Origin of the sequence: Agarivorans gilvus, from assembly GCF_001420915.1 — a bacterium.
In the GTDB taxonomy this organism is placed as follows: domain Bacteria; phylum Pseudomonadota; class Gammaproteobacteria; order Enterobacterales; family Celerinatantimonadaceae; genus Agarivorans; species Agarivorans gilvus.
Genome location: NZ_CP013021.1, coordinates 3938205 through 3964222 on the forward strand (window position 1 = coordinate 3938205; position 26018 = coordinate 3964222).

A 26018-nucleotide genomic window follows, 5' to 3' on the forward strand; every position below is an offset into this window, starting at 1 on the left:
GAATGACTTAAAGGGAGGTAGTAATCACTAAATTAATGGAATAAATAATGAAACACTTATCTAAAATTTGCTTAGGCATGGCATTAAGCAGTACGCTGGTTTTCTCTCCCATCGCTTCCGCCTTAAATATTGTGTTAACTAACGACGATAGTTGGGCTACACCGAATATCAATATTCTTAAATCCCAGCTAGAAGCGGCGGGTCATGATGTGATTATGTCAGCACCCTGTACTGGACAAAGCGGTAAAGGTGGCGCGATGACACTGATGAAAGCTGTGCCGGTAGACAAGAGCAAAGCGGCGCAGCAGGCGTATTGTGTGGGACAAACCGATGCTACTTTGGCCTTTGAAGACTACGCCGAGGGCACGCCGGTCATGGCGGTACTGTATGGTATTGATGTGGCGGCAGCGCAAGTGTGGGGCAGTGCGCCTGATCTAGTGATTTCTGGCCCCAATGAAGGCAATAACTTAGGTTATATGAATAACAACTCAGGCACTTTAGGCGCAGCTATGGTGGCCTTAAGTCGTGGTGTGCCAGCCATTGCGGTGAGTGGCCATATGAATACCGCCAATGATGAGGCTCAGTCTCAGTTAGTAGCTGCAACAGTGGTCAAAATAGTAAAAAGCCTAGAAGACAATCGCCCAGAAGGCCAAGCGCTACTGCCTGCTTACACCGGCTTAAATGTGAATACTCCAGAGGATATGACGAATCATTTAGGCATTAAATTTACCGATGTGGGTTGGAACGGCGGTGGTCATATGATGGCCTTTACCGATGACTTGGGCGCGAACAGAGAGATGATGAGTTACGTAGCGCAAAGCATCATGCAAAGAACAGGCTATGATTTCGAGACGTCTTATCAAATTGCGGTGGCACAATTTACTGGTCAGCCTGGCCTGGCTATGGAAAGCGGTGATGCGGGCGACAGCAGCGACAACTCTGAAGGTGTAGCCGTAAGCCAAGGTTACATTACCATCAGTACCATTGACGGCAATGTGCAAGCGGCGCGCGGTAAGGTGGCCCTTGTTTCACAACGCCTTGTTGGTTTGGAATAGGAGCAATGGTGATGAAACAGCAAAAATGGCTACCTGTTTTGCTAGGCGCTCTGGTTTTGTGGGGCTGTAATAACAGTGAAGATACTAGCCAAGCAGAGCCGCTAGTTGGCGTTTATCAGGGCGTAGTGTGGAGTGATGCCCAAGTGCCGATGGCCGCTCAGCTGGTATTGCAAGCCGATGCTAGTGTTTTGCTTACCCTATGGGATGAGCGTGAACATCAGTCTTCTTACCTGACTCATAGTGAAGAGTCGCAAGCGCAGTTTGCTACGCTGAATCTTGATTGTGAGCTGAGTGCAGAGGCGGCCGAGTGTAGCAATGCTAATGGCAACACTCGCTTAGCGTTGAGCAGTGCCGAAGCCGTTTCACTTAGTGAGTACGCAGGGCGCTACCAAACTCGTTATAACGATGCTTTGTATCAAATGGTAATAGAGGCAGACGGGCTTATCAGCATTAGTGGTGAAAGCTGTAGCAGTAGTGGTGAGTTAAGTGCTGTTGCCGCTGCGCCCAACTTGGCGCAGCTGCGCTTGGCCGATAGCCAATGTTTTGCAGTTGGCGAACTTAACTTAGCTAGCTTGCACTTAGATAACCAAGCCTTGTTAAGCCTTAATGTTCAAAGCAGTGAGCTTGAATTTCCTCAAGTGTGGTTAGCACTGTAGTTAACACTTGGCCAAGCTGTTGCTTGGCCGTAGATGTTGGCATGATTAAACCGCTAAGCGTTCCACTAAGCTGGCGTTGAGCTTAGCTAACTGCTCTGCAGATAAACCCATGGCATCAAAGAAGGGCCAAAGGCTCTAGGTAGTTCATATCAACATACAGAGCACTGGCCTTCATTGGGGTTAATACTTGTTGGATGCTGCATTGCACTATACCGCTGGTTGAGTAAGTCGTTTCCACTGCGCCAGCGGTGGTCACTACTAGCATTTCTTTACCGGCTAGGGCGGTGCCTTCAGGGCCGAAAGACCAACCTTAAGATTAAACCGCGTTAAGGTAGGCTTTTAACATCGGAGTTAGGTTGAACCAGTGGATCGGCAACACAAATACGGTGTGGTCGATGCCTTCACAGGCCGCTTGTTCAGCAGCCACATCGATGCTGTCGAGATTATTGCCATAAAGGCTTTCTAGGTTTCTAACCGTTACATCGGCCACATCCAGCGCGGCATTTTCTAAAGATTTAATTGCGTTAGATTGTTCGGGATAGGGGGGAGAAACAATAACCAGTGGTTTCACATATAAGACTCCGATAGCTAAAGGGTAAATTAATTGGGCTTTTATGCGCAGGGCTGGCCTTCAAGCAACCAGTCATTTGCCTGTTAGCCGGCATGGCGATGGCCAATAATCGCTTGATAGTCTGGCGAGCGATAACACGCCTTGGCATCTATTAAGCGGTTAAACTTAAGGAGCACCACGCCACCTTGTAGCTCTTGGCCTTCTAGCTGGTTTCTACCTTCGCGAGATAGGGCGTTAAGGCTCCTCTATAGGTGACTTTGGTATCAAAAATAAAATAGCCCACTGTTAAGTTATCCATCGTCTCCTCGCTGTAGACTGACTGCTCGCTAGTGCCGCTTAAGGCTGCTTGCTGCGTAACAATGCGGCATGAGTCTCAATGTATAGGGTTATTGGTCTCTAATGAAGGGATATGTCTTGCGGTGCATTGGAAAGAGCACGTACCGCTTGGGTGAAGATGAGGCGAAAGTAGTAAACCCCGTGTCGATTCTTCTTTAAATAGGGAAGTTTACGTATAATCGTGACACTCGCATTCAACTTCCAAAATCAAAAAGGCTTGAAACTTTAATAGAATCAAGCCTTTATTTAATATTGGTGGAGCTGGCGGGTTTCGAGCCTGCCGTTATTTTAATGCAAGGTATTGTTTTTGAATTGGTTTTGTTTGGGTTGTTTTTGTTTGGGTTGAAAATGGGTTGAGGCTGAAACTAGTCATTTGTTTTGATTTGAAAATTGGCGAGGGAGGTCATCCCGTCGCCGAATCTAATGGAGAAATAGGAAGTCGAACTGGCGTCCAATATTGCATCTACTTTCCCTCTAAAAATGGCCGTTTACTTCGATTGAACTCGTCCATGTATGAGCCGTAATGCTTAAATAACATTTCTGGCGACTTGTGCCCCATTTGGTTAGCTAGCCACCAGTAATTTGCATTAGTTGATATGTGCCGACAAGCGAAGGTATGGCGGCAATTGTAGGGGCGGCGATAACGAACTCCTGCTTTTTTAAGAACGGGAGCCCATGCTTTTTTACGAATGCTGTCACTACTTAGCCAGTGTTTTTGTGTTCTTGGATCATGAAATACATATTCATTTTCTAAAAAGGTGTGTTGTTTCTGACTAACAATTGCGTTGTAGGCTGCATCGTCTAAATCGACTAACCGTTTACCTGATTTGGTTTTGGTGCCTTTGGTAATGCCTAACACCATGGCTTCAACTACCATTATTTGCTTGTTGATCAGGTCAATGTCTGCCCACTTAAGGGCTATCAATTCAGAACTTCTTAAGCCTGTATGTAGCCAAAACTGAAATAGATTTTTCCATTGCGGCTCTGAGTTGGCCGCCATTAAAATTGCTTCTTCTTCTCTGGGGGTGATGGGGTCTATATCTAAATTTTCCCCTCTGGCATTGGTCTTGTCTTGCGCCCTCATGTATTTAGCGGGGTTGACGCCAATGCAAGGATTTACACTGATGAGCCCGTCTGTAATACATTCATCTAAGGCCGAACGTAGTAATGACAAGTTATTCCGCATTGTTTTTAGCGATACAGTGCTGTTTTGAATGAACGATTTAATCATGCTGGGCGTAACTTCTTTTACCTGAACGGGATGGAATGGAGAAAGAGCTGTTATACATTTCCTGTAGCCGTTGACAGTCGATGGAGAGAGATTTCTGTTTACGCAGTTGGTTAGATATTGTTCTAAATAGTGTTTGACGGTCTGATTCTTGGTTGTGATAAAGCCAAGTTTTCTAGCCATTTTGCTATTAGGAAATTCGTCAAGGTAGTTAAATGTGCCTTTCTCGATCTTGAGTAGGATCGAGGCTCTTTTTCTAGCTGCATATTTAATATTACTTTTTGTTACTGGGATCCCACTGATGGTCTCGCGGCACTGTATACCCTTGTATTGAAAAGTAATCCTCATTGAATTTTCTCTGATTTCGACGCCTTTTGTTTTGTCGGAGTTTTCGTTCATCTTGATCGCCTCTAAAGTCATTCTTCCTTCTCGAACACCATTAGATATATCGCAATGCTGCTTGAGCCTTAAACAAGCTAGCATAGAGTCCACTAAGACTGTGTCATACAGCAGAGAGTTTTTCGGAGAGTAAAGCGCGGCGACTTCATTAATTTATTTTTGCCCCGAAACGAGTTAGCAGTATCCCGCCGACTTTTCTTTTATCTATATACTGGTTATTTACTCAGTGGTAATGGAACTCAACAAAATATACGACAAAGCGAGCCAAATATTAGCTAGTTTGTTCTCGCTTTGTTTTTTGGCTGTTTTTACAACTATTTGAATTTAATTATTTTATTTCATTATCTCTAAGTTTACCGCGCCCAAAAATGGCGCGGTAAATCTATTCTCGCTTTGCCTTTTGTCAATAAGCGCTGTGAAACTTCGGTTTTAACTGGTAAGTTATTGTCATTGTTAAGTAATTTTACTTGGAGTGAGTTTAACTAGGCAGAGATTGCTGGGGTTTAATGAGAAGTCCGGGTAATTCACTGTTAAAAAGGCAAAGGACTTCCGATGAAATGGATAGGATTATTAATCATTATTGCTGGTCTGCTGAGGATATTTAATGCGATAGTTGGGGTTTGGTCTATTCAAATGGATTTTGGTCACTATCTAGCAATCTCTTTTTGTTCGGTAGCTGCCGGGGTGTTAATTTATCGTAGCTCCCTGATTTGTCAGGGGAATAAACATACGTATTACCGTTCATTCAACTGGGTCGTCTTAATAATCTATAGTGTCGTCGTTGCCTTGCTTTCTATTCAAGGAACGTTGGCAGCTTTTTAACAAGGCCAAACAGCAGCGCGCACTGCGTGCGCTCGACCTCGTTTCACTCGGCCGCTGTTGGCGGCGTTGGTATGACTCCCCCTGTCAAGTTGGCCGCCTAAATCCCTAGCTCGTGTTGAACCATAGCGCTTAGTTTAAAGGGCGAGTTAATGCACAAGATTGAAGCAAGTAAGTTCGTCGGTTCTCATGCTGATATCCGTAGATTACCCAAATTACGGGCAGTGCTAACCTTACTTATTCCGTCGTGACACCTGTCTTCAGTCTATGCTCGTGGGTCACTTATCTTTCGATAGCTGCCATCCTAACGCCGTCGGTGGTTGTGCCACAGCCGATGCTTAATCTCATGCACTAACTCTATTCTTGTCATTATGCGGGTACTCTGGCTAAACGCAGTTTGGGGTTAACATCAACTAAAACCACTTGTTTAGCTATCGCCCAAATATAGGCAATCATCTCTCGGGCAATGGCGGTTACCACCACGTTATAGTGTTTACCTTTGTGCATCAGGCGTTGATAACGGCGGCACAATCGCAATTGAGCTTGCCAAGCCTTATCTACAATCGCTTTGGGTAAACCTTCTTGCCTGAGCTGTAAGTCACTAGAGATGTTTGCGGGATAACGGTAGCTGTGAGCTCCTTCAATAAGTAAACGTCTAGCTCGGCCATTACCACATTTGGTGATTGCGCCTATATGTCGTTTTCCCCCACTTGAATGTTCACTAGGCACTAAACCTAAATAACTCATCAATTTTCGCGGGTGGTCAAAGCGGCGTATATCACCCAGCTCTGCAATTAGGCCAGTGGCCACCAGTAGCCGAACCCCACGCATGGCTTGTACGGCTTTCACTACGGGGTAATAACGCCATGCTTGTACCTGATGGGTTAATTCATTATCAAGACGCTTTAAGCGAGCAACACGTTCATTAATGGTGTGTAAATACTCTTGTAGCGCAATTTGTTGTGCTGGGTGGGGCAGTACTAACTCGGTGAGCCAACGCAGGTGTTTAGCCGACCAATTGGCAGTGCCCGCATAGTTAATGTTGTTACGTAGTAGCAGGGCTTTTAACTGATACTTGGCATCTTTTAGGTCTTTCATGGCGGTTTCACGCGCACGGGATAAATCCCTTACTGCTTCATCTTCAGGCTCTGGGACGTAAATTGGTGTAAGGTCTTCAGTTTTTAGTAGCTTGGCCAGTTTGAGTGCATCACGCTTATCGGTTTTAATCTTATCGCCTGGCTTTTTAGGGATAAGCGAAGGTGCCACTACATAACAACAATGGCCAAGGCTGGTGAGCAGGCGATATATCCAGTAGCCGCAAGGCCCCGTTTCATAGACAAAGTGTAAGGTGGCTTGTGAGTATTTAGATTGCAATTGCTTGGCCAGTTTAACAATAGCGGTTTTAGCGCTAGATATTCTACCGAAGTGAACAGCTTGTGTGCCTCGTTGGCCTTCAATATAGGCGACTTCAACAAACTCTTTGTGAGTATCTAGGCCAATAAAAAGTATGTTATGTTTGTTCATGCTGATCTCCAATCTAGTTTATTGTCATTAACTATTATGGCTCTGGCTTTCAGCTAACCCACGAAGTTGGAGATCAGCGCCTTCTTGGGGAGTCATTATGTCTAAGTGTCTGGAGGCCATATGAAGTTATATCGCATGGATGATGAAGTCTCTATAGCTGGAAGCGTAAAGGAGCTTCAACGCATACGCTCACGAATCGAGAGCATAGGTGAGAACGAATCAATCGAATTAAGCTTTGATGCCGAGGGCTGTTCTGGTGGTTTTGGGACGTTGGAAAAAGCAATGATTATTAAAGCTGGACGTGGCCCAGCCTTTGCGAAGTATGAAGATGGAGTTGGGATTGTGCTTACGGGCAACATTGAAAGCCTGAAAGTATTCGCTTCGTTCTTCGATTTTGATCCAGACTCTGAGGTTGGTTGTCACTATCACTGGGACGAAGCTTGTGATTCTAACTATGTTGCAAGCGGCACATTACCAATTATTGTCGCGGTCGCATGAAAACACTTAACAATGCAAGTCACTAACTCGTCGCTACGCTCCTCGGGGACAAAGGCCACAGCGCGGCAAGCCGCTGACCTTTGCCCGTGCTTGCGGCGTTATATTTTTCAAGGAGTATTAGTGCAAAAATCAATTATCTTAGGTGTATTACTATTGCCATTAGCTGCATGCACTACACCTCAAACTAGCAATTCGTTCAATGTGCAATCAGCAGATTTTAGTAACGCAAGTGATGACAATCTTTGTATTGTATATGGCTATCACCTTAACCGTTCATTAGAGGCGCAGTCTGAACTTATTAAGCGAAATCTTTTTACAAGTTCTGAATGGGCGATGATATCTCAACATCAAGTGGTCAACGGTATGTCAGAATGTGCGGTAAAAGCTGCTTTTGCTATCAACTACAAACAGGTATTCAATACCAAGTTCAATAACGGAGATAAAGGGAAGAGCTTCATTTATAGTTGTAGTGACAGTAATGTACCGTATTGCCCATTCACTCGGGTTGATTTGGTTAATGGTAAAGTAAGCTCTGTTTCCTCAGTAGAAAAAATATAACACATATGAGCCTTCCTCCCGTCAATAGGTAATACGAACTTATTGGCTGCGTCAGCAGCCAATCGTATCGAACAGCGAAGCTGGCTACTTCGCTCTGTCATTTCCGCCATTAAGCGTGCTTACGGCAAACACATATAGAGGGTCTCTTATTGCGGTCTCTCCGCTGCCTGTAGGCGAGCTACAGGGCCACTAGACATTCATCGGTTAACCTTCACCAGCTCTATTCAAACCCAGGAGCTTCAGTGCTCAGTTAGTTTCAGGCTTGGTTCAGGTGTAAGCAACTTTGCTGTTCGTCACTATGGCGCACCAATAGCGTGGCTAATCAAAGCAATCGGGCTTGTACTTCGTTGGTATAAAAGGCCTATGCGTCGGCTTTATGCCATTAGGGGCGGCCATTTAATATACTCATTCACAGCACCAGTTAGATCTTCAGCTCACGCTACTGAGCGACTTAACTCGACAAGAAGCGTTCTGGGTCAAACACTGTTTTGTTCCTTAGCATGAAGTAAACACAGCGACCAAGCTTATGCGCCAATGCCGATAACGCCTTGGCCTTGCTCATGCGTTTTAGTAAACGTTGCAGATATCGCTTCGCTTCCTCATTTCCCCTTAGATAAAGCACTGCCGCTTCTGAAAATGCCCACTTCAAATGCGCATTACCGATTTTGTTTCCACTCGTACCATATATCTTGCCTGCTGATTCAGCTTTGCATTTTACTAACTGGCTATATGAGGCAAACTTCTGAACGCTGGAAAATCGTTTGATGTCTCCAATTTCGTAGATAATGGTGAGGGCTAAGATGCGGCCAATACCGGGGATGGTACGGAGCAAACTGTAATCTTGAGCGCTATGGTATTTGGCATGCTTCTCGATAAACCATTCTACTTTAGAAAGTTCTCGGGTATAGAAGTCAACGATGTTCAAATCAATATCGACGTTTCTCTGCACCGACGGATCAGCAAAGCAATTCCGCAGCTCTTTTCTAGCAAATGGGTAGCGCAGATTAAGGTTATGGGCAGGAAGGTTATATTGACTGAAGGTATTGGTGACATGAGCTTTCAAATCAGCCCCATGTCTGACAATATGAGTTCGACGGCGCAGCAAATCGCGCGTTGCTCTCATTTGCCTAGGATAGACATAAGCAATAGGGAAGTTCCCGCCTTTAAGAAGCATGGCTATCTTATAAGAGTCGATGCGGTCATTCTTTGTTTTACCACCGTGGATAGCCTTCATGTAGAGCGCATGGCCGAGTACAAATTCAAATGCATAGTCGAGACATAAATCGCTGACCCAGTACCAACAGTGCATGCATTCGGCCCCAATAACGACTTGGTCTTGGTAAGGAGTGATGAGTTCTAAAAGAGCGTCCTTCTCAGCGGGGATCTTTTGATGTAGGACTTTCTCGCCTTTATCATTAATGATGCAAACATAAAGAACGCGAGCGTGCAGATCGATGCCACAGTAATAAGGGTGCTGTTGGGTGTAAAATCTCATTGAGTCTTCTCCTATTTGGTTTCGTCGCCTTCAGCTTAGTTCTTCGAACTAGGTTGAGGGAGAAGGCTCAATGAGTATCAAGTCAAGGCACGCGGACTTGGTAAAGCTGTCACCTTTTTCGCTTGCGCAAAAAATCCGCCAACGTCACTAAGCCGGTGTTTGAGGCGTTATAAAACAATGTGAAATATATGAATTTACGATTATTAAATAAATATGAAGAAGTTACCTATGATCGGTTAACCCGTGTCTGCGAGGAGAGAGCTAAAGTTTTCACTAAGGTAAGGCTAGCTGACATATTTAGTATTAACAATAGTGGTATTTCACGCGATGAATTTAGTTATTGTCTTAAGGCTCACTTTGATTTTGTAATTGTTGATGAAGACTATCAACCAATATTTGCAGTTGAATACGATGGTATTCAACATAAAACCGAAGTCCGCCAAGTTAAAAATGATTTGCTGAAGAATAATCTTTGTAAAAAATTTGAGCTTCCTATTTTACGTGCCAATTTTAACTATGTATCTAAAAAATTTAAAGGCTTGGATCTGCTAACTTATTTTATAGAGTGCTGGTTTTTATACGAAGACTTTCAGGTTGCTCAGAGTCAAGGCGTAATATCTTGTTATGAAGATTTTGACCCTTGCTCTTTTATAACTGGCGGTTCAAATACAGGGCAAAAATTTCCTTATTGGATCTCACTCGACTCACAATTGGCAATACAACAGTTTTACAAATTAGGTAAAATTAGGCAGCAAGTACCGTCTGATTGGGTTGGTATAGATGAAAAAGGAAACTACAGATGCATTACTTGGCTTGAGGTGTCCGAAGACGAAGTTATATACCTGATTACAGGGATGCAGAAACAAAATTTTGATTGTATAAGTATTTCAGAAACAATAAGAATGATAAACATTGTCGATTTACATCAAGCTCTTAAAGAGTGTTTTGATAACAACAAAAAAATGTACTACTAATTGGACAGTTTCAAATATTACTTGGACGTTTTACTTCTAGTTTTGAACCAAGAGGTTCCACTATTGCTGGGCGGATTACGGCAAAAGTTTTATAACAAAGCGTTTAAGGCAGATTCGCAACGCTCGGCATTTTTGGTTTGCTTTGAATTTAGTGTTTACGGCACAATGGTTTAGGTTAGGTGGCAATGTTGCTCACTACTTAACGCGGCGTTGATATGCTCCCCTCTGTCAACGCGCACAAGTCTATTCCTACCGATTAACACCAGCATAGAAAACCTGAATGAAAGACCGTTAGCAAGTAAGTGTCGGCGGTTGACCTTGCTGATATAAAAGAGAGGGCGAGCTCGGTTAATCGCCACTCTTTGTTATGTACCGTTTGCGCCTGTACTTTCTTACGTAGCCCTTCCGCTTTAGTTAATCTTGTTTTTATTCATTTATTCTAATCACTTACCTTGGCTAGTAAGGGCTTAGTAGTCGGTTTATTAGCGGCAATTTATATAGTCTCATCTCAAAAATTAATTGTGATTTAAATCACGGTTATTTACTTAGCGTGCTAACTATTGCACAATGCTTAGCACGCTAAGTAATTGGGAAGATTATTATGCACGACTTAGATAATTTTAAAGCGCTTGCTACTGCCGAGCAGTTAGGCAGGGTTAGCCGCTTGTGGCGACGCGTCGCCGATATCGAGCTGCAACCTTTGGGTTTAACCAATTCTCGTTGGACGGTGTTATGGAAACTTAAAAACCTAAATCAAGCGGTGACTCAGAAGCATTTAGCAGAGGTTTTAGGCATCGAGCTGGCGTCGTTGATGCGCACGCTAAACCAACTGGAAGAACAAGAGCTGATTATACGTCGTTGTTGTGGCGGCGACCGCCGAGCCCGCGAAGTCAGTTTTACCGAACAAGGCCGTAGCTTGGTGAGCAATATTGAACAGCGTATTTTGAGTGTGCGCGCCGAAGTGTTGCGGGGCGTGAGCGAACAAGAGTTGCAGCAAATGAGCAGTATCTTAGAAAAAATTGCACTAAATATTACTCACAGCATTGCACAGAGAACCGATGTGGAGGGCTTGAAATGACAGTCGAACAGAAATTTACCCGCTGGGTAAAGCTTTCGGTATTGCTGTTTATCGCCGTATTTGCCTATTTTTTATTGGCTGATTTTAAGATGCCCTTAACACCCCAAGCCATGGTAGTGCGCAATGTGGTGAAGGTGGTGCCACAAGTGAGCGGTAACATCGTGGACTTGCAGGTGGAAAACAACCAAGCTGTGCAACGCGGCGACGTACTGTTTTCGATTGATCCGTCTGTCTATGAGTTGGCAGTAGAAAGAGCCGAACTGGCAGTAGAGCAAGCTCAACAACAAAACGAGCAAATTGATGCCTCAATTTTGGCGGCAATTGCCGATGTAGATGCAATTAAAATTGTTTATCAACAGAAGCAGCAATATGCCAAACGCTTAGCGGCCTTATTTACCAGTAGTAGTGTTTCTCAGCAACAACGTGATGATGCCCAGAGTGCTGCAGTAGCCGAACACGCGAAGTTATTGGCCGCAGAAGCGCGCCTTAAACAGTTACAGGTAAATCGCGGTAAGTTGGGCGATAGCAACTTGAATCTGCAGGTGGCGCAAAACCAACTGAAACAAGCACGTTTAAATTTATCCTATACCGAAGTCAAAGCCGAGCAAGATGGAGTAGTCACCAATGTGCAATTGGCGGTGGGGCCTATGCCAACGCCGGTCAGCCTTTACTTGCCTTAGTGTCTTCTGAGTCGGAAGTGATTGCCGATTTTAGGGAAAAAAGTTCCCGTTACGCAGTGAACGGTAGCCCCGCTTTAGTCACCTTTGATAGTCAACCCGGAACGCTTTATCAAGCAGAAGTGGTGGGGATGGATGCCGGGGTAAGCGATGGGCAATTCGACGCCAACGGCCGTTTAGCTACACCCGCTAATTCTAATCGTTGGGTGCGTGACGCACAGCGGATGCGCTTGCATTTGGCGGTCAAACAAGCCGACGCTCAGTTTTTGCCTTCTGGCGCTAAAGCCACTGTTCAGCTACTGCCTCAGCAGCCCGTGTTTGCTTATTTGGCTCGCTTACAGCTGAAGTTTTTGAGCCTATTACACTACATCTATTAAGCTGGAGGCCCTATGCAACTATGGCATCAGCCTTTAACTGAAAATGCTATGCGCCGAGGCCTAAGGGTGTCTTTAGGCGCTAGCTTCGGCTTTGTTTTCTGTAAGTTTTTTGAATTGGATTTTGGTGTGTTTTTCGTGGTCACGCCAATCTTGTTATTGGGCGCGGTAGCCAAGATAAATGCTAACATTGTGCGCCAAAGTTTGGCGGCTGCGGTGGTGAGTGGCCTAGAAGTGGGTTTGTTGGCGGCTATTTTTAGCTCTCATCCTTTACTGATGACCATGCTGGCGTTTTTGCTGTTTGTTTATAAGTTTGCTTGTATGTCGGGCGGTAGCTTGTTTCTATTTGGCTCCACTGGAGTGCTTAATTTAAGCATTATGCTGCACTTTGCCAGCTATAGTTCGGCTGATCTGAACGGCATGATTGCGGTGAATATTTGGGCCAATGTAGTTGCCTTGCTGATAGCCCTAGCGCTAGTACATGTTATCCCCGACCGTCCCGTTAGCCCAAAACCTGCTGCAGCGCCTGCCGCTCCCGTGCCAAAACCAGGGCATCGCCGTCGTCATGAAGCTTTGTTAGGGGCAACGGTGGCGACCTTGTCCTTTGTTGTTTTTCAAGTGTTTAACTTAAACGATTCGCTGTCAGCTCAGGCTACAACGCTGTTGTTGCTCTTTCCTTTGCATTGGAATGGCGCTCTTAGCTATGCCCGTAAGCGGGTGATGGGTGTGACGCTGGGGGTGACCTTCGGCGTAGCGAGTCAGCTCTTGCTTTACAATTGGTCTGATCAACTGCTACTGGTGTCGCTATTGTTGTGGATTGGTTTGCTCATGTTTAGTTATGTGCACGCCAAAGAGGGCGGCGTACCCGGCCTAGGCTTTGGTGGCTTAACCACCTTGGGGATTTTGTTTGGCCAGTACTTGAGCCCCAATCAAGACATTATCTTTAGTGCCTTATATCGGGTTAGTAGCATTGTAGTGGCGGTGATTATCACTTTGTTTGTGTGTTACCTAGTGCATCGCATTTTGAATAGGTTTGAGGCGACGCGCTTTGGTTATTAGTCTCTGCGCGGTGTTTTACCCTTTGCTAAGCTGGACAATGTTTAGCTCTATATAGAGCGGCTTGCCGCTTACAGTAGTCGCTTATTCGAACGTTGTTGTATAATTGACATCGATTGATGTTAATTATACAACCTTGCTATTTATTGGGTTTTAGCGCCGACCTTTACCCCCAGTTTTTTACCCAGTCGAAACAGATTACCCCTATCCATTTGTAAAAACTGAGCCGCCTTCGCCCATACTCCGCCGTTCACTGCCAGCGCATGTTCAATTAATTGCTTTTGATAGGCTAGCTGTGCGTCGCGCATCGATATTGATTGGCTGGGCAGGGCAGCGGGCAAGCCAAATGCTAGCTCTTGGGTTTTGTCATCTAGCTTTAACTCACTCATGAAGTGCTTAACCTCAATCACTTTTGATTGGGCGCGCATGGCATGCAAGCCCGCGCGCATTAAGCTATGTTCGAGTTCTCTTACGTTACCATGCCAAGGCTGAGCTTCTAAGAGCTGCAAAGCCTTAGGGTGAATGTGCAGCGTGCTAAGGTGAAATTGGCGGCGAATGTTGTCGAGTATGTAGCCCACCAATACCGGAATATCTCCTTCACGCTCACGCAGTGGCGGCACATGAATGGGAAACACTTTAAGCCGGTGGAATAGATCCGAACGAAAGCGTCCTTCGGCAACTTCTTGCTCTAAGTCGCGGTTGGTGGCGGCAATTAAGCGTACATCTACCTGCAAGTTTTTGTCAGCACCTACACGCTGAACTTCGCCCTGTTGTAATACGCGTAATAATTTGGCTTGTAAGGACAGGGGCAGCTCGCCAATTTCGTCTAAGAAAATGGTGCCGCCATCGGCTAATTCAAATTTACCTGCTCGCTGGTTATTGGCGCCAGTAAAGGCTCCTTTCACATGGCCAAATAACTCACTTTCTGCCAATGATTCTGGCAGCGCCGCACAGTTAACGTACACCATGGGTTGCTGGTTGCGTAAACTCTGCGCGTGAATTTGATGAGCCACCACTTCTTTGCCAGTGCCGGTTTCGCCGCTAATTAATACGGCATAGTTGGATTGAGCCACCGTGTGAATATTGGTTTTTAGCTGTTTTAGCTGAGGGCTAATGCCGATGAGCTTACCGCCTTTATTGCGGGCTTCGTCGATCAATAATTGATTAAGCGAGCGTTGCTGGCGGTTGGCGCGGTTTAAGGCTTCAAACAGACTAATATTACGAATACTGGCGGCGGCTAAGGCAGCAAATGTGCTGATGGTATGATCACTAACATGGTCAAAGGCGGCTGGTTGGCGGGCATCGAAAGTAATGGCACCTACTAGGCTGTCGCCCACGTATAAACTACAACCCATGCAAGAATGTACGGAAATTTCATGGTGAGGATCGTCACTAAATAAACCGTCGAAGGGATCTGGTAGCGGAGAGTCGTCGGCAAAACGCACCGGTTGGCGGCTGGCTAAAATCATCGCCAATCTTGGGTGAAGCTCGGGCAAAAAGCGCCTACCTAGCACCTCGCTAGAAAGGCCTTTGCTCGCTACTGGCACCAGCTGTTGTTGTTGATCAAGAGTAAACAGCGCGCTGGCATCACAAGCAAGTACACGCTGTAGCGAGTCTATTAGTTTTTGATAATGTTGAGTTGATGGCACGCCGCTATTTAGCTCTAGTGCAATTTCAAGCAGCATTTGTTCGGTGGTTGGGGCGGCGGGGGCTTGGCTCATGACATCTCGGCAGGTGCTAGGTTTAGTTGAATGATGTATTTATTACAACAATGCGTCAAGGCTTAAAAATAAAACCCAATAAAATCAATATTTTATTAATTGGAACGGTTTGTGCAATGTTAGTGGTTTTGTGCGATAGTTTTATCGTACTGGTTTACCCTGTTTAGGTAGTTACAAACAATGTTGAAGATCACGGATAAAAGTGCCGAAGATAACACTCCCCCCTTATTACGTTTAGCCTTTAGGCCCTTCTTTTTGTTGGGTAGTATTTATGCCGTGCTGGCAATACTGATTTGGTTGTATGCCTTTCAGCATGGCCAACCGAGCCAGTTGCAAGTGCCAGCATTATGGTGGCATGTTCATGAAATGTTATTTGGTTTCGCCATGGCCATAGTGGTGGGCTTTTTACTCACGGCGGTACAAAACTGGACTGGTATAGCCGGTACTCGAGGCCTTTATTTAGCGGCTTTGGTTTTGCTGTGGTTATTGCCTAGAGTGTTATTTTGGACTGATACACCGCTGTGGTTAATCAGTTCTATAGAGGCCTTGTTTCTGCTTGCGGCAGCCTATGCCTTAAGTCACAGAGTGCTGCGGGCCAAACGTTATAAGAACCTTATTTTTGGCGGGTTTTTGCTATTAGCTACGGTGGCTAACTTTGCTAGCTATGCCACCATTAAAGGCATGCCTCCTTTTCCTTCCATTGCTGTGTGGCAGGCTATGCTGTGGTGGTTTGTGATGTTGATTTCCATCATGGGAGGGCGGGTGATTCCTTTTTTCAGTGCGCGTCGCTTAAACCATCCCAAGGCCGAGCCTTTATTGTGGCTTGATGGTATTGCTAATACCACGTTACTGCTGTTGTTTATTTTAAGTTTTTTCCCCTTAACCGATCACTTACTGGGCACATCTATCGTATTGTTGGCCGCTCTTAGCCAGTTAGTTCGTTGGTTGCGTTGGCGGCCGTGGTTAAGCCTTAAGGAGCCTTTGTTATGGTCGTTACAACTCGCTTATGGCTGTATTCCACTCGCCTTATTGATTAAAGGCCTAGCAATGTTAGGGCTAACGGGCAATGCCGTGTGGGTTTCGCATCAAATGATTCACATTTTGGCAATTGGCGTTATTGCTGGGCTGATCCTCGCCATGATAGTGCGAGTGAGCTTGGGGCATACCGGGCGTGAGGTGTATGCTGGCCCTAGCATGTGGCCAGCCTTTGCTGCGATTATGTTGGCGGCTTTATTAAGAGGCGCTGCTGTAGCTTTGTGGCCACAACATTTGTTGTTATTGGTGAATCTATCGGGGGCCTTATGGGTGGCGGCATTTGGTCTATTTGTGATTAAATTTAGCCCCTTGCTGCTAAGCCCTCGGCTTGATGGTCATCCTGGGTAATTTGTTTAGCGCTTAAGCCACGCCGCTTGTATCGAGATTTGCGAAATAAGCGGCGCGTTTATTAGTCCCAATCTTTCGCTCGTATTTCTTTAATGTAATCTACCACCGCCTCACTAATGACTTTTTTAATCCCTAAGGCAGCCTTTGTATGCGGGCTCCACAAAGAGACCGGAAAACGCACGTGATCTCTGATTTCATCACTTTGTAATTCGCTTAATTGTAATACTTGTTTAAGCTCATGAACGGTAATTCGGGGCAGCAAGGCGTAACCCATTCCCTGTTGCACCAGATTGATTAATAAAGCAATGTCGTCTACTTCTTCGATGTCGGGAGAGAGGCTAATTTTTTTCCCTAGGCCATCTTCTAAGTGCGATTTGAGAATCAGCTGGCGGTGAGTTTTTAAGCCCCCATAAACTTGCTGTTTACGTAGTTGAGTCAGCGGATGGTTAGTGGCTGCGTATAAACCAAAGCTCACATAGGCTAAAAACGTTGAGTTAAAGCTGTTTCTGGCGGTGCGTTCGTCAACATTGACTAAGCCGAAGTGGATCTCATCATCATCTATACCTTGCTTGATTTGACGCTGGTTACGAATGATAAAGTTCACTTTTAAGCTGGGGAAGTGCTTCTCTAAGGCCAACCTTATTCTTACGATGACGTCGTTGGGCATGAAACTGCAATAGGCAAAGGTTATCGACTCTAATTCGCCGTAAGATAAACTTAAGGCCATTTTATCGAAGGCTTGGGCCTGCGCGGTAGTGAGTTTAGCGTAATGGTATAGCAGCTGGGCTTCTTTACTGGGAATGGTCCGTCGGCCAACCCGTTCAAACAAATCTACCGCTAACACATCTTCAAGATTGGTGATGACCTGACCTACCGTGGTGCGATGTTTCCCGAGTTTTACAGCAGCTTCACTAAAGGAGCCATTTTCATACACAGCAACGAAAGTATGCAGCTGTTCCAAACTAAAATTCATGAGGGTTTGATCCGTCAAATACGAGTGTGACTAGTGCAAGACTAGCATTAAGATGGCGGCTAATCCATCCATCTTATTAGTGATTTACGGTGAAAAATGAAATTGGCCAACCAAGTTAGACAAGCTATTTTGCGCAGCAATGCGGCGATGCTGTCGTCAAGTCTGCGTTTAAATGCTCGCAACAATAGCGGCAATTCGGAGGATCACCTAAACACGTTTTCGCCAGGAGCCAAGGCTACGTTGCCGGTAGCCTTCGCTAAACAAGGTTTTAGTGCGGAATTCTCTGAGCAGGCCCATCACTGGTTTAGCCCCGAGCACTTTCGCTTAGGCGGCGACCATGCTTTGTATTATCACTTACGTTTACACGAATTTTTGCCAACCGCCTTGTGTAGCTCGGTGCAGCCTCATCGTCCGTTGGATATAGATATTCAGCATCACTTAGGTCAGTTACTACTGGCCGATGAGCCAGCTGGGCTTAACTTGGAAAATTACATCATTCGTCCAGAGCAGCGTGTGCAAGGCTTGATGATGGTGCATCAGGGTAAAGTGGTTTACCAAGCTTATCCTGGTATGCAAGAGCATGATTTGCACGTTTGGTTTTCTATGTCACAAACCTTAGTGACGGTGGTGATTGGCCAACTGATCCTTGAAGGTAAGATAGAGCTAGACGCTACGATCAGTTATTACCTGCCTAGACTAATGGGCAGCAATTGGGATCGGGTATCGCTGCGTCACGCGCTGAACATGAGTACAGGTTTAGACGTTGAAGACGGTTGTTATGCACACCAAGACTTGAGCGATTACGTGACTCAGTTCCATCGCAGCAAGTTTGCCCAAGCTAGCAGTAAGGCGATGTGTCTGTCTCAGTTTATCGAATTGATCGCCGAGGCCGAACCTTTGCCAAATGAAAACGTTGGCCAAATTCATCGTTCTAGCTCCATTGTTAGCTGTCTATTAATGCATATTGCGGAAAAACTAGAACAGAAAACATGGGCAGATATTTTTTCCCAGCGAGTATGGGGCAAGTTGAACGCTGCGCGTTCCATGTATTTTGCGCTGCGACCTGAAAGCAATTTGGTAGCACAAGATTTAGCTCTTAGCACTTTAGAAGATGCGGCTAAGTTTGCCTTGCAGTTCACCCCAAGTTGGCAGGTTGCAGCGGCAGAGCAAATAGTTAACAGCGACTTATTGGCGCTGATCTACAGCCAAGCGAACGCTAAGCAGGCTTTTGCTTTAGGGCGTCCTGCTCAGTTTGCTAAACACATTTTTAACCAGCAGCCCATCACCAACGCCTTTCAATTTGATGGGGTTTTTGAAGATGGTGCCATGTATAAGCTCGGCCTAATGGGGCAGGGCATGTATATCGACCCAGCGCGAGATTTTGTGGGGGTGTATTTTTCGTCACGTGAAGAGGGGGCTTTGCTGCAACAAGACAGAATGCTGGGCTATTTTCGCGAAGCGGCCAAACAACTGGCCGGAAGCAAATTAGATATTAGCCCACTTGTTTAAGCAGAGAGACTAATCATGTCGAGTTTTATTCCTAAAGAGTTGGCCTTGGGGGAAGTTTATTTGCCCCCTTTATTGATGGTGGTTTGCCTTGGTTACTTATTGGCTCGCTTTAGCATGCTGACTTTAGCCCGCCTCAACTTGCAGCGTTACATTGTATTGCCAGCCTTAGTTGAGCTGTGTTTCACCACCATATTTAGTGTATTGCTAAGTTTTTTTGTTATACCCAGTTAATTGTAGGTTACTGAAATGAAAGCCAAATTAGTTACTTTATTGATCGTTGCGGCAACCTTGGTTTTAGTAGCCGTTAAGTTTCAACATTATATTGAAAACCCTTGGACGCGCGACGGTTACGTGCGGGCGCATATTGTGGAGGTGACTTCACGAGTGACCGGTCCTTTGGTGGCGCTGCATGTCACCGACAATACGCGAGTGAAACAAGGTGACTTGTTATTTGAAATTGACCCTCGGGTGTATCAAGTGGCGCTGGATAAAGCCAAGGCTAACTTTGCTCAAGCACAAGCCGCTTTAGAGCGCAGCCAAAACGAGCAACATCGAGGCCGTGCTTTAGAGCAAAGAACGCCGGGGAGTTTATCTACCCTAAGCTTAAATAACCTCGACAATGCCGTAGAGTCGGCTACTGCTAATGTTAAAGCCGCCCAAGCTGCGGTAAATGACGCCGAGCTTAATCTTGGTTTTACTAAAGTGTACGCCAGTACCGATGGTTACATTACTAATCTGCATTTGGCCTTAGGCGCCCAAGTGGTGGCTAACCAGCCGATTGTAGCGCTGATTGATGAAAATAGTTTTTGGATTGAGGGCTTTTTTAAAGAGACCGACATCGAGCAAATCGCCATGGGCGATGACGCGCAAATTACCCTAATGAGCTACACTCACAGCCCATTTAGTGGCGTAGTGGAAAGCATTGGTTATGGTATTGCCCAGCAAGACGGTAGTACCGGCAGTTATATGTTACCTAACGTAAACCCTACCTTTCAGTGGGTTCGCTTGGCGCAACGTTTACCGGTAAAAATTAAAGTCAGTCAATTGCCTGATGATGTTCAATTACGCGTTGGCACTTCTGCTTCCATTATCATTAAAGGCGTTTAGCGCTGCTGAGTAAAAATGCAATGAGTACAGCAAATAAACAAGCCATTAAAGTCGCATTGTCCTTAACCTTGGCGATTGTTAGCGCGTTGGCCTTGGGTTGGGACAAGGTGTACTGGTCAGCCCTTACGGTAATCATAATGGCCAATAACGAAACCTATGGTCACTCTATTCGTAAAGGGCGTCATCGGGTGCTGGGGACATTTTTCGGCATTATTCTGGCCTTTGTTGCCTTGCAGTTGTTCTCGCAGGCGCATATTGCTTTTATTGCTTGTTATTTGTTGTTTGCCGCCACTATGTGTTATTTGGCCGACGACCAATATAACGGTTATCTGTTCCGCACCATCTTTACCGTGACTTCGATTATTTGTTTTTCTAGCGGCTTTAATGGTGATCTTTCGTTTAACTATGCCATCTTACGGATTCAGGAAACCCTATTAGGTGTTTTCTGTTTTTCTGCGGTATTTACGTTTATTTGGCCGGTGCGTACCGAGCAGGTGTTTTTTAACGGTTTAGCTAAGTTGCTGGCAGAGGCTAAGCAACAAGCTAAGTTGTTAGAGCAGCATTTAACTAAGTCATCTGATTTAGCTGGTGAGCCAGCAGAAGCGATACAAGAGCTAGATTTAGCCGCGTTAGCTAGCTTGAAAGAGTTGTTGTCTTTACCCTTGAGTGATAGCTATTTGTTACGTTATCAACAGGCACACTGGCAGCACTTTATCGAGCGCTTAGAGCTTAGCTTATTACAGCTTAATCAAGCCATCACTATGGCCAATCGTGGACAAATTCCCAGCCAAGAAGTACCCGTTTTAGTGGTTGTTTTACAAAGGTTTATTGGCCGTTTAGAGCGTCTATTGTTGGCTGTTGACAAGCTAGATGTGAGTGTATTGGATAAGGTGGATGAGGCCTTAAGCTTAACTGATCAAGCAAGCAGTGATTTTGCTCAGCAATTGCTAGCGGCTGATAGCTATGCGGCAGAAGCATTGCAAAGAATACGCGAAGCTTATCGGCGACGCTGGCGTCACAATGGTGATATAGGCGAAAAAACTCAGCCTTGGTTAAAACGCTTGGCAAATGATGTTGAGCGAAGAATGCTGTTAGTATATAAAGTGGTGTTTTCGATCGGTGTTGGCTTTGCTTTGTGGATCTTCATTCCCTTGCCTGGCTCATTTATATTTCCCATGCTGTCGGCGTCATTTTCGTTTAATTTAGGGATTTATCCCAGTGAGGCGCTTAAACCGATCTTTTGGGATTTATCATATCGGCCACTTTGGTGCTAACACAGTTTGTCCTGTTATTGCCCACCCTGAGTGAAATATGGCAGTTGGCCGCTTTTTACTTCATTAATACCTTGGTGATTTGGCGTGGTTGCTCCGCGCCTGAGCTTAAGGCCTATCAGATGATTGGCACTCAGATGTTGCTATCGCTGACTATGGGGGCAATGAGTGCTACGCCACACTATGATATGAACTCGCCATTTACCATGGTGTTATTAATATTGATTAGTTTAATGACGCTTCGTTTCTCGGTGATGTTTATCGAGCAATTGTTGCCGCTAAAGAGCCAGCAGGCTTAGGGCGGCAGCCTGAGTTAACACAGGTGCTTTGCCAAATTATTGGTTACACTAGCAATATTATTCAGCCACTTAAGATAGCGCATGGAAGTTGAAGATATTTATCGCCGGGATTTAAACTTGCTGGTGGCTCTGCGTATTTTGGTTGAAGAACGCAGTGTGAGTCGTGCTGCGGAGCGCTTAAACTTGAGCCAGTCGGCGATGAGCCGAGTGCTGGGGCGCTTACGTGACTTATTAGCCGACCCTCTGTTTACCCGCCAAGGGCAGCAGCTTATTCCCACCGAAAAAGCCTTAGCCATGAATAGGGCTTTAGGTGAGCCTCTTGAATCCCTTCGGCAGCTGCTGTCTCCCAGTGATTTTGATCCTAAGTCCTGCGAGCAAACCTTTGCAATCGCCACCACCGATTACGCCATGCAAACCATCTTGCCTTTTGCCTTACCGCGTATTTATCAGGAAGCGCCTAATGTCGCGTTTGAATTTTTGCCGCTGCAAAATGCGCATTTAAAGGAACAACTCACCTACGGCAGAGCCGATTTGGCCATTTGTCGCCCCGTTGAGGCGCTGGAAGCTCTGCAGCAGCAAGTTTTGGGTAGGGTGGGGTATTGTGTCTGTTGTCTAAGCTGCATCCCTTGGCTAACCAGCCACTGTGTTTAGATGATTATTTGCGGTTTCCTCACGCCATGATAGCGATTAGCGATGGGGTAAAGTCTTTGCTTGAACAGGCCTTAGCCGATAAACCGAAACGGCGCATGGTATTAAGGGCTTATCACTTAGAGGCGGCTTTAGCGATTGTTGATAGCATGCCGCTGATTATTACGGTACCGGCAGATTTAGCTTACTTGGTGTCTGAACGCTACGATTTGGTGGTAAAAGCTTTACCCTTCCAGTTTACTCCCTTTGATTATTCAATGATTTGGCATCCGCGTTGCGAGCATTCGCCAGCTCAACAATGGTTAAGAAGTATTGTTAAGGAAGAATGTGGCAAGTTAATCGCCAAGCGGGTGGAAGATATGGGGTTAGATAATGTAAGGCCCTGAACGGGCCTTGTTATCTTATGCAACCAAAGAAGCAGGCTTATTTATAGCTTGATGACGACTCGGCTGGTTGCCAGCTTGACCGTCGGTCAAGCTTTATAGACTTTGTGTTACAGGCTTATTTTACCCTTAAGGGAATATTATAGCTTGATGACGACTCGGCCAGTTGTTTGACCGTTGGTAATATTCTCTGCATATTTAGGCGCTTGGCTTAAGCTGATTTCAGTACAGGCTTGTTCGAAATAGCTCGCAGGTAATAGCTTGGCTAGTTGCTCCCATGCGGCAATGCGTTTAGCGCTAGGGCAGTTAACCGAATCAATCCCTTGTAAGCGTACATTTCGTAAAATAAACGGCATAACAGTGGTGGGTAGATCAAAGCCTCCTACAAGGCCACAGGCGGCGACTGCGCTGTTATAGTCCATTTGAGCAAGCACTTTGGCTAAGATTTTACTGCCAACGGTATCAATCGCACCGGCCCATAATTGTTTTTCTAAAGGGCGAGCGGCTTGTTCAAATTCACTACGATCGATGATTTGGCTTGCTCCTAGTTTTTCCAGTAAGGGACCATTTTGTTGGACACGACCGGTTACCGCCGCCACTGAGTAGCCCAGTTGTGCTAATAAGCTCACCGCCACCGAGCCAACACCGCCGCTTGCGCCAGTCACTAGAATTGTGCCGTGTTCGGGCTTAATTTCGGCATCAATGAGGGCTTGTACACACAGCATGGCTGTAAAGCCTGCGGTGCCTACCATCATGGCTTTTTTGGCGCTTAAACCTTGGGGAAGGGGGACTAGCCAATCTGCCTTAAGTTTGGCTTTTTGTGCCATGCCGCCCCAATGGTTTTCGCCAACTCCCCAGCCCGTTAATACAACGGCGTCGCCGGGTTGATAACGGGCGTCATCTGAGGCCAGTACACTACCGGCTAAATCGATGCCCGGTACCATGGGAAAATGCCGAACGATTTTGCCTTTGCCAGTAATCGCCAAACCATCTTTATAGTTGAGTGATGAGTAATCCACCGCAACTAGCACCTCACCTTCAGGTAGTTGGGACTCATCAAGTTGTTCGATGCTAGCTAAGGTTTTTTTCTCTACTTGCTTAAGTACTAAGGCTGCAAACATTTGCTTCTCCAAAATTAGGCGCATGATAATTAAGCTCAGTTTAGCGTCGATATAGCTATGACAAAAATGAAACATAATCATTTTTATTATGCATAATAGTCATAATTATTAGAGCTTCATCTTCTAGTGTGTGTGGGTGTGTAGCAGCTTTATTTCACGGGGATTTCTCGGCAGTTAATTTGAGGACGGGCTTGGCTGTTGCTTACTGTTGATTAACCAAGCCAAGGCCAAGTAAAACTTTTTTCTGCTCATTGTGTATTTTTTTTCAGCAACTGGATTTAATGATTTTTTGCTTAAGTCTTTAGATTGGTTAAGGCATTCAAATTTACTATATTTGAATGCTTTAACCCTTCCTTTGCCGTAATCTGGCCTTGTATGACCATTGCTTGCGGCTAAGAGATGTCGCTTAGCTCGCTCATTTGCATCGTTCTCTATGTTTATTTTATTTAAAAATCAGTTGATTAAACTTTTGTGCTCGGCTTTGTTCTAGTGCCGATGATTGGATCCATCAAAGGCGATTAAATATATTTTAAAGCTTCTCTTACTATGCCTGCCATAACACAGCAGCACCTTGCTGGTATGAATTTAAACTTCAGACAATAGTAGAGATATCATGAAAAAGACGAGTATTTTTTCTGTAACAAAAACCGTGAAACAGTGTTTATACATCGCCTTATTGGCAACGACTCCCGCTTTGGCTGATGCTGTTGCCGCGAATACTAGCGAGGTGACGGAAGTTACAGTTATAGATAGTAAACGCGATGTGTTTAAAGAATTAAATATTCCTAAGCACCTACCAGCCTTGGCTTTAAGCGACCTTGGTCAATCATCTAATTTTATCGAGCATATGGATAAAACCTTTACCGTTGGCGATAAGGTGAAACAGTCTAATTTGTTTTTGGTTACCAGCGAGGATACCAAGGGCAATATTAAGATGAAGATTAAGTACAATCCAAACCAATTAGATGGTCGTCGTAAAGTGCTTGAAGACTTAGAAAAGCTGGCTTTGACTGAGTACAAGTTACGCCAGCACGCTGCCATTTATAACCCTAAATCGGTTAAGTTGAGCCGTAATGATAAGGGGCAAGATGTGGTGAGCTTTAATTATTCAAAGTACGCACTACCACAAGATATTGCCTATTTCCGCTTTTTGCAGGTTGAGCTTATTGTCGAGCAGGCCCAGGTAAAGACCATGGTAATTAGCAATAACAAGTCGTTTAAACACCATTACGGTAAGGTACTTGAGTACCGCCAAGAGATTGAGTTTGATCAATTAGACAACGGTGAATACGTTATTCTATCTAAGCAAACCAACGCCACTGGTGAATGTAAAGGTAAACCCTGTGAGATGGACATTCGCGTAACTCCGGTGGCTTTTTACCACGATGACTTAGGTGTGGTGGTTAAACAAGAGGCTTTATACGAGCAATTAAGTGACCCACGTATTGAAGAGAAAGAGGTAAAACTACATCGAGTATTTCCTATTTTGGGTGACGCAGTAAAACGCAAAGGTATTGATACGCCGCTGCCTTACGGTATTTCTATGGCATACCGTAACCAAGATATGGATGTAGATTTTTCAAGCTTCAGTGTATTTGGTTTATCGCCTGAATTCATGGGTAAGTTCTTTGATGCTGAAGAGTCACATGCCCAGGTGAACGCTGAGAGCTTTAGTGTTCGTGGTGACGTATACATTCTTCCTTTTTGGAATGTTTATGGCCTGATCGGCAAGGTGGACGTAAATGCAGACATTGATGCGCGTTTTAGAGGCATTGACCAATGTCTTGGTGTGGTGATTGGTGACAAGTGTTTGGGCGATAAAATTGAAGTTCCGGAGTTTGACTTACACGTTCCTTTGCACCTTCGTTACGATGTGTATGGCGTTGGTACTACGCTATCGGTGGGTTACCGCAAGTTCTTCGCCTCGTTAACCGGTACTTATACCGTGACTAAGTTAGAGGGGAGTGATGGAGAAGGGGGCAGCCTAGTTACGGTTCAACCGATGTTGGGTTACCAAATGCCGGAATATCGTGCGCAGTTGTTTGTTGGCGCAGAGTACCAAGGGCTTGGCGACACCATGGAAGGCACGGTAGTGTTTGGTGACGTCGCAATGGACTACAACGTGGGCGTTAAAGTGGAACAGTGGGCTTATCTAATTGGTTTCAATAAACAATTTGGTAAAAACTATAGCCTAACGGGGATCCTCAGTGCCGGTGAAGACCGCACCGCTGCCACCCTTAACTTTAGTTATCGCTTCTAAGTACACCCTAACATTGAGCGTACTGCAAACCTTAAAAGTGCAGTA

General features: G+C 45.3%; 21 protein-coding genes and 4 pseudogenes. 17 read left to right on the forward strand and 8 right to left on the reverse strand.

Going from position 1 to position 26018, the window contains the following annotated elements; all coding sequences use genetic code 11:
* Positions 1 to 47 precede the first annotated feature (47 nt).
* Entirely contained in the window at positions 48 to 1055 is a 1008-nt protein-coding gene (locus AR383_RS18740; RefSeq protein ID WP_055734512.1) for a 5'/3'-nucleotidase SurE, read from the forward strand.
* Positions 1056 to 1066: 11 nt separating this feature from the next.
* Positions 1067 to 1711 carry a hypothetical protein gene (locus tag AR383_RS18745; protein ID WP_055734513.1) on the forward strand — a complete coding sequence of 215 codons (645 nt, stop codon included), beginning with the start codon at positions 1067 to 1069 and terminating at the stop codon, positions 1709 to 1711.
* A gap of 115 nt (positions 1712 to 1826) precedes the next feature.
* On the opposite strand, the pseudogene AR383_RS22270 reads toward AR383_RS18745, so the two are convergent.
* The 3 genes and pseudogenes from AR383_RS22270 to AR383_RS18755 all read right to left on the reverse strand — a co-directional run bounded on the left by AR383_RS22270 (position 1827) and on the right by AR383_RS18755 (position 4245).
* Positions 1827 to 2282 (reverse strand): annotated as a pseudogene (locus tag AR383_RS22270) (NAD(P)H-dependent oxidoreductase).
* A gap of 83 nt (positions 2283 to 2365) precedes the next feature.
* A pseudogene (locus tag AR383_RS21425) lies at positions 2366 to 2485 on the reverse strand (DUF1330 domain-containing protein); the annotation flags it as partial.
* 596 nt (positions 2486 to 3081) lie between these two features.
* Positions 3082 to 4245 (reverse strand): site-specific integrase, encoded by a 1164-nt coding sequence (locus tag AR383_RS18755; protein ID WP_055735096.1) that lies wholly within the window; start codon positions 4243 to 4245, stop codon positions 3082 to 3084.
* A gap of 552 nt (positions 4246 to 4797) precedes the next feature.
* Here AR383_RS18755 and AR383_RS18760 point away from each other — a divergent pair.
* Positions 4798 to 5067, forward strand: coding sequence for a hypothetical protein (locus AR383_RS18760; protein ID WP_055734514.1), 270 nt, complete (start codon positions 4798 to 4800; stop codon positions 5065 to 5067).
* 366 nt (positions 5068 to 5433) lie between these two features.
* Here the strand turns inward: AR383_RS18760 and AR383_RS18765 are convergent, their stop codons facing one another.
* A complete protein-coding gene (locus AR383_RS18765) occupies positions 5434 to 6588 on the reverse strand; it encodes an IS110 family RNA-guided transposase (protein WP_055734515.1) in 1155 nt (384 codons plus the stop codon).
* A gap of 120 nt (positions 6589 to 6708) precedes the next feature.
* Here AR383_RS18765 and AR383_RS18770 point away from each other — a divergent pair, with 120 nt between their 5' ends.
* Together AR383_RS18770 and AR383_RS18775 are read left to right on the forward strand one after the other, a co-directional pair.
* The gene (locus AR383_RS18770; RefSeq protein ID WP_055734516.1) at positions 6709 to 7086 is read left to right on the forward strand and encodes a hypothetical protein; all 378 of its coding nucleotides are present in this window, start codon (positions 6709 to 6711) and stop codon (positions 7084 to 7086) included.
* A 120-nt stretch (positions 7087 to 7206) separates the two neighbouring features.
* Positions 7207 to 7644 carry a hypothetical protein gene (locus AR383_RS18775; protein WP_055734517.1) on the forward strand — a complete coding sequence of 146 codons (438 nt, stop codon included), beginning with the start codon at positions 7207 to 7209 and terminating at the stop codon, positions 7642 to 7644.
* A 451-nt stretch (positions 7645 to 8095) separates the two neighbouring features.
* Here AR383_RS18775 and AR383_RS18780 read toward each other — a convergent pair whose 3' ends face one another.
* The gene (locus AR383_RS18780; protein WP_055734518.1) at positions 8096 to 9139 is read right to left on the reverse strand and encodes an IS110 family RNA-guided transposase; all 1044 of its coding nucleotides are present in this window, start codon (positions 9137 to 9139) and stop codon (positions 8096 to 8098) included.
* 188 nt (positions 9140 to 9327) lie between these two features.
* Between AR383_RS18780 and AR383_RS18785 the strand changes: the two genes are divergently transcribed.
* The 4 genes and pseudogenes from AR383_RS18785 to AR383_RS18800 all read left to right on the forward strand — a co-directional run bounded on the left by AR383_RS18785 (position 9328) and on the right by AR383_RS18800 (position 13301).
* Complete coding sequence (locus tag AR383_RS18785) at positions 9328 to 10113, forward strand: DUF2726 domain-containing protein (RefSeq protein WP_055734519.1); 786 nt, start codon at positions 9328 to 9330, stop codon at positions 10111 to 10113.
* Between the two features lie 601 nt (positions 10114 to 10714).
* Positions 10715 to 11191, forward strand: a complete 477-nt coding sequence (slyA, locus tag AR383_RS18790; RefSeq protein ID WP_308800544.1) for a transcriptional regulator SlyA — start codon at positions 10715 to 10717, stop codon at positions 11189 to 11191.
* A pseudogene (locus tag AR383_RS18795) lies at positions 11188 to 12245 on the forward strand (HlyD family secretion protein). The gene slyA and the pseudogene AR383_RS18795 overlap by 4 nt, the downstream one beginning before the upstream one ends.
* A 12-nt stretch (positions 12246 to 12257) precedes the next feature.
* Positions 12258 to 13301 (forward strand): DUF2955 domain-containing protein, encoded by a 1044-nt coding sequence (locus AR383_RS18800; protein ID WP_055734521.1) that lies wholly within the window; start codon positions 12258 to 12260, stop codon positions 13299 to 13301.
* A 140-nt stretch (positions 13302 to 13441) separates the two neighbouring features.
* Here the strand turns inward: AR383_RS18800 and norR are convergent, their stop codons facing one another.
* A complete protein-coding gene (gene norR / locus AR383_RS18805) occupies positions 13442 to 15019 on the reverse strand; it encodes a nitric oxide reductase transcriptional regulator NorR (RefSeq protein WP_055734522.1) in 1578 nt (525 codons plus the stop codon).
* Between the two features lie 180 nt (positions 15020 to 15199).
* Between norR and AR383_RS18810 the strand changes: the two genes are divergently transcribed.
* Positions 15200 to 16402, forward strand: coding sequence for an NnrS family protein (locus AR383_RS18810; RefSeq protein ID WP_055734523.1), 1203 nt, complete (start codon positions 15200 to 15202; stop codon positions 16400 to 16402).
* Between the two features lie 61 nt (positions 16403 to 16463).
* Here the strand turns inward: AR383_RS18810 and AR383_RS18815 are convergent, their stop codons facing one another.
* On the reverse strand, positions 16464 to 17375 hold the full coding sequence (locus AR383_RS18815; protein WP_055734524.1) for a LysR family transcriptional regulator: 912 nt from the start codon (positions 17373 to 17375) through the stop codon (positions 16464 to 16466).
* A 96-nt stretch (positions 17376 to 17471) separates the two neighbouring features.
* Between AR383_RS18815 and AR383_RS18820 the strand changes: the two genes are divergently transcribed.
* The 6 genes and pseudogenes from AR383_RS18820 to AR383_RS18845 all read left to right on the forward strand — a co-directional run bounded on the left by AR383_RS18820 (position 17472) and on the right by AR383_RS18845 (position 22595).
* Positions 17472 to 18884, forward strand: coding sequence for a serine hydrolase domain-containing protein (locus AR383_RS18820; protein ID WP_055734525.1), 1413 nt, complete (start codon positions 17472 to 17474; stop codon positions 18882 to 18884).
* A gap of 15 nt (positions 18885 to 18899) precedes the next feature.
* On the forward strand, positions 18900 to 19115 hold the full coding sequence (locus AR383_RS18825; protein WP_055734526.1) for a DUF1656 domain-containing protein: 216 nt from the start codon (positions 18900 to 18902) through the stop codon (positions 19113 to 19115).
* A 15-nt stretch (positions 19116 to 19130) separates the two neighbouring features.
* Positions 19131 to 19991, forward strand: coding sequence for an HlyD family secretion protein (locus tag AR383_RS18830; RefSeq protein WP_055734527.1), 861 nt, complete (start codon positions 19131 to 19133; stop codon positions 19989 to 19991).
* A gap of 20 nt (positions 19992 to 20011) precedes the next feature.
* Complete coding sequence (locus tag AR383_RS18835) at positions 20012 to 21265, forward strand: FUSC family protein (protein ID WP_055734528.1); 1254 nt, start codon at positions 20012 to 20014, stop codon at positions 21263 to 21265.
* A complete protein-coding gene (locus AR383_RS18840; RefSeq protein ID WP_157051794.1) occupies positions 21259 to 21561 on the forward strand; it encodes a hypothetical protein in 303 nt (100 codons plus the stop codon). The genes AR383_RS18835 and AR383_RS18840 overlap by 7 nt, the downstream gene beginning before the upstream one ends.
* Before the next feature lie 81 nt (positions 21562 to 21642).
* Positions 21643 to 22595, forward strand: a pseudogene (locus AR383_RS18845) (LysR family transcriptional regulator).
* A gap of 137 nt (positions 22596 to 22732) precedes the next feature.
* Here the strand turns inward: AR383_RS18845 and acuI are convergent.
* Positions 22733 to 23713, reverse strand: coding sequence for an acrylyl-CoA reductase (NADPH) (gene acuI / locus AR383_RS18850; protein ID WP_055735097.1), 981 nt, complete (start codon positions 23711 to 23713; stop codon positions 22733 to 22735).
* A 613-nt stretch (positions 23714 to 24326) separates the two neighbouring features.
* Between acuI and AR383_RS18855 the strand changes: the two genes are divergently transcribed.
* Positions 24327 to 25973, forward strand: coding sequence for a hypothetical protein (locus tag AR383_RS18855; protein WP_083481689.1), 1647 nt, complete (start codon positions 24327 to 24329; stop codon positions 25971 to 25973).
* The last annotated feature ends 45 nt before the right edge of the window (positions 25974 to 26018 follow it).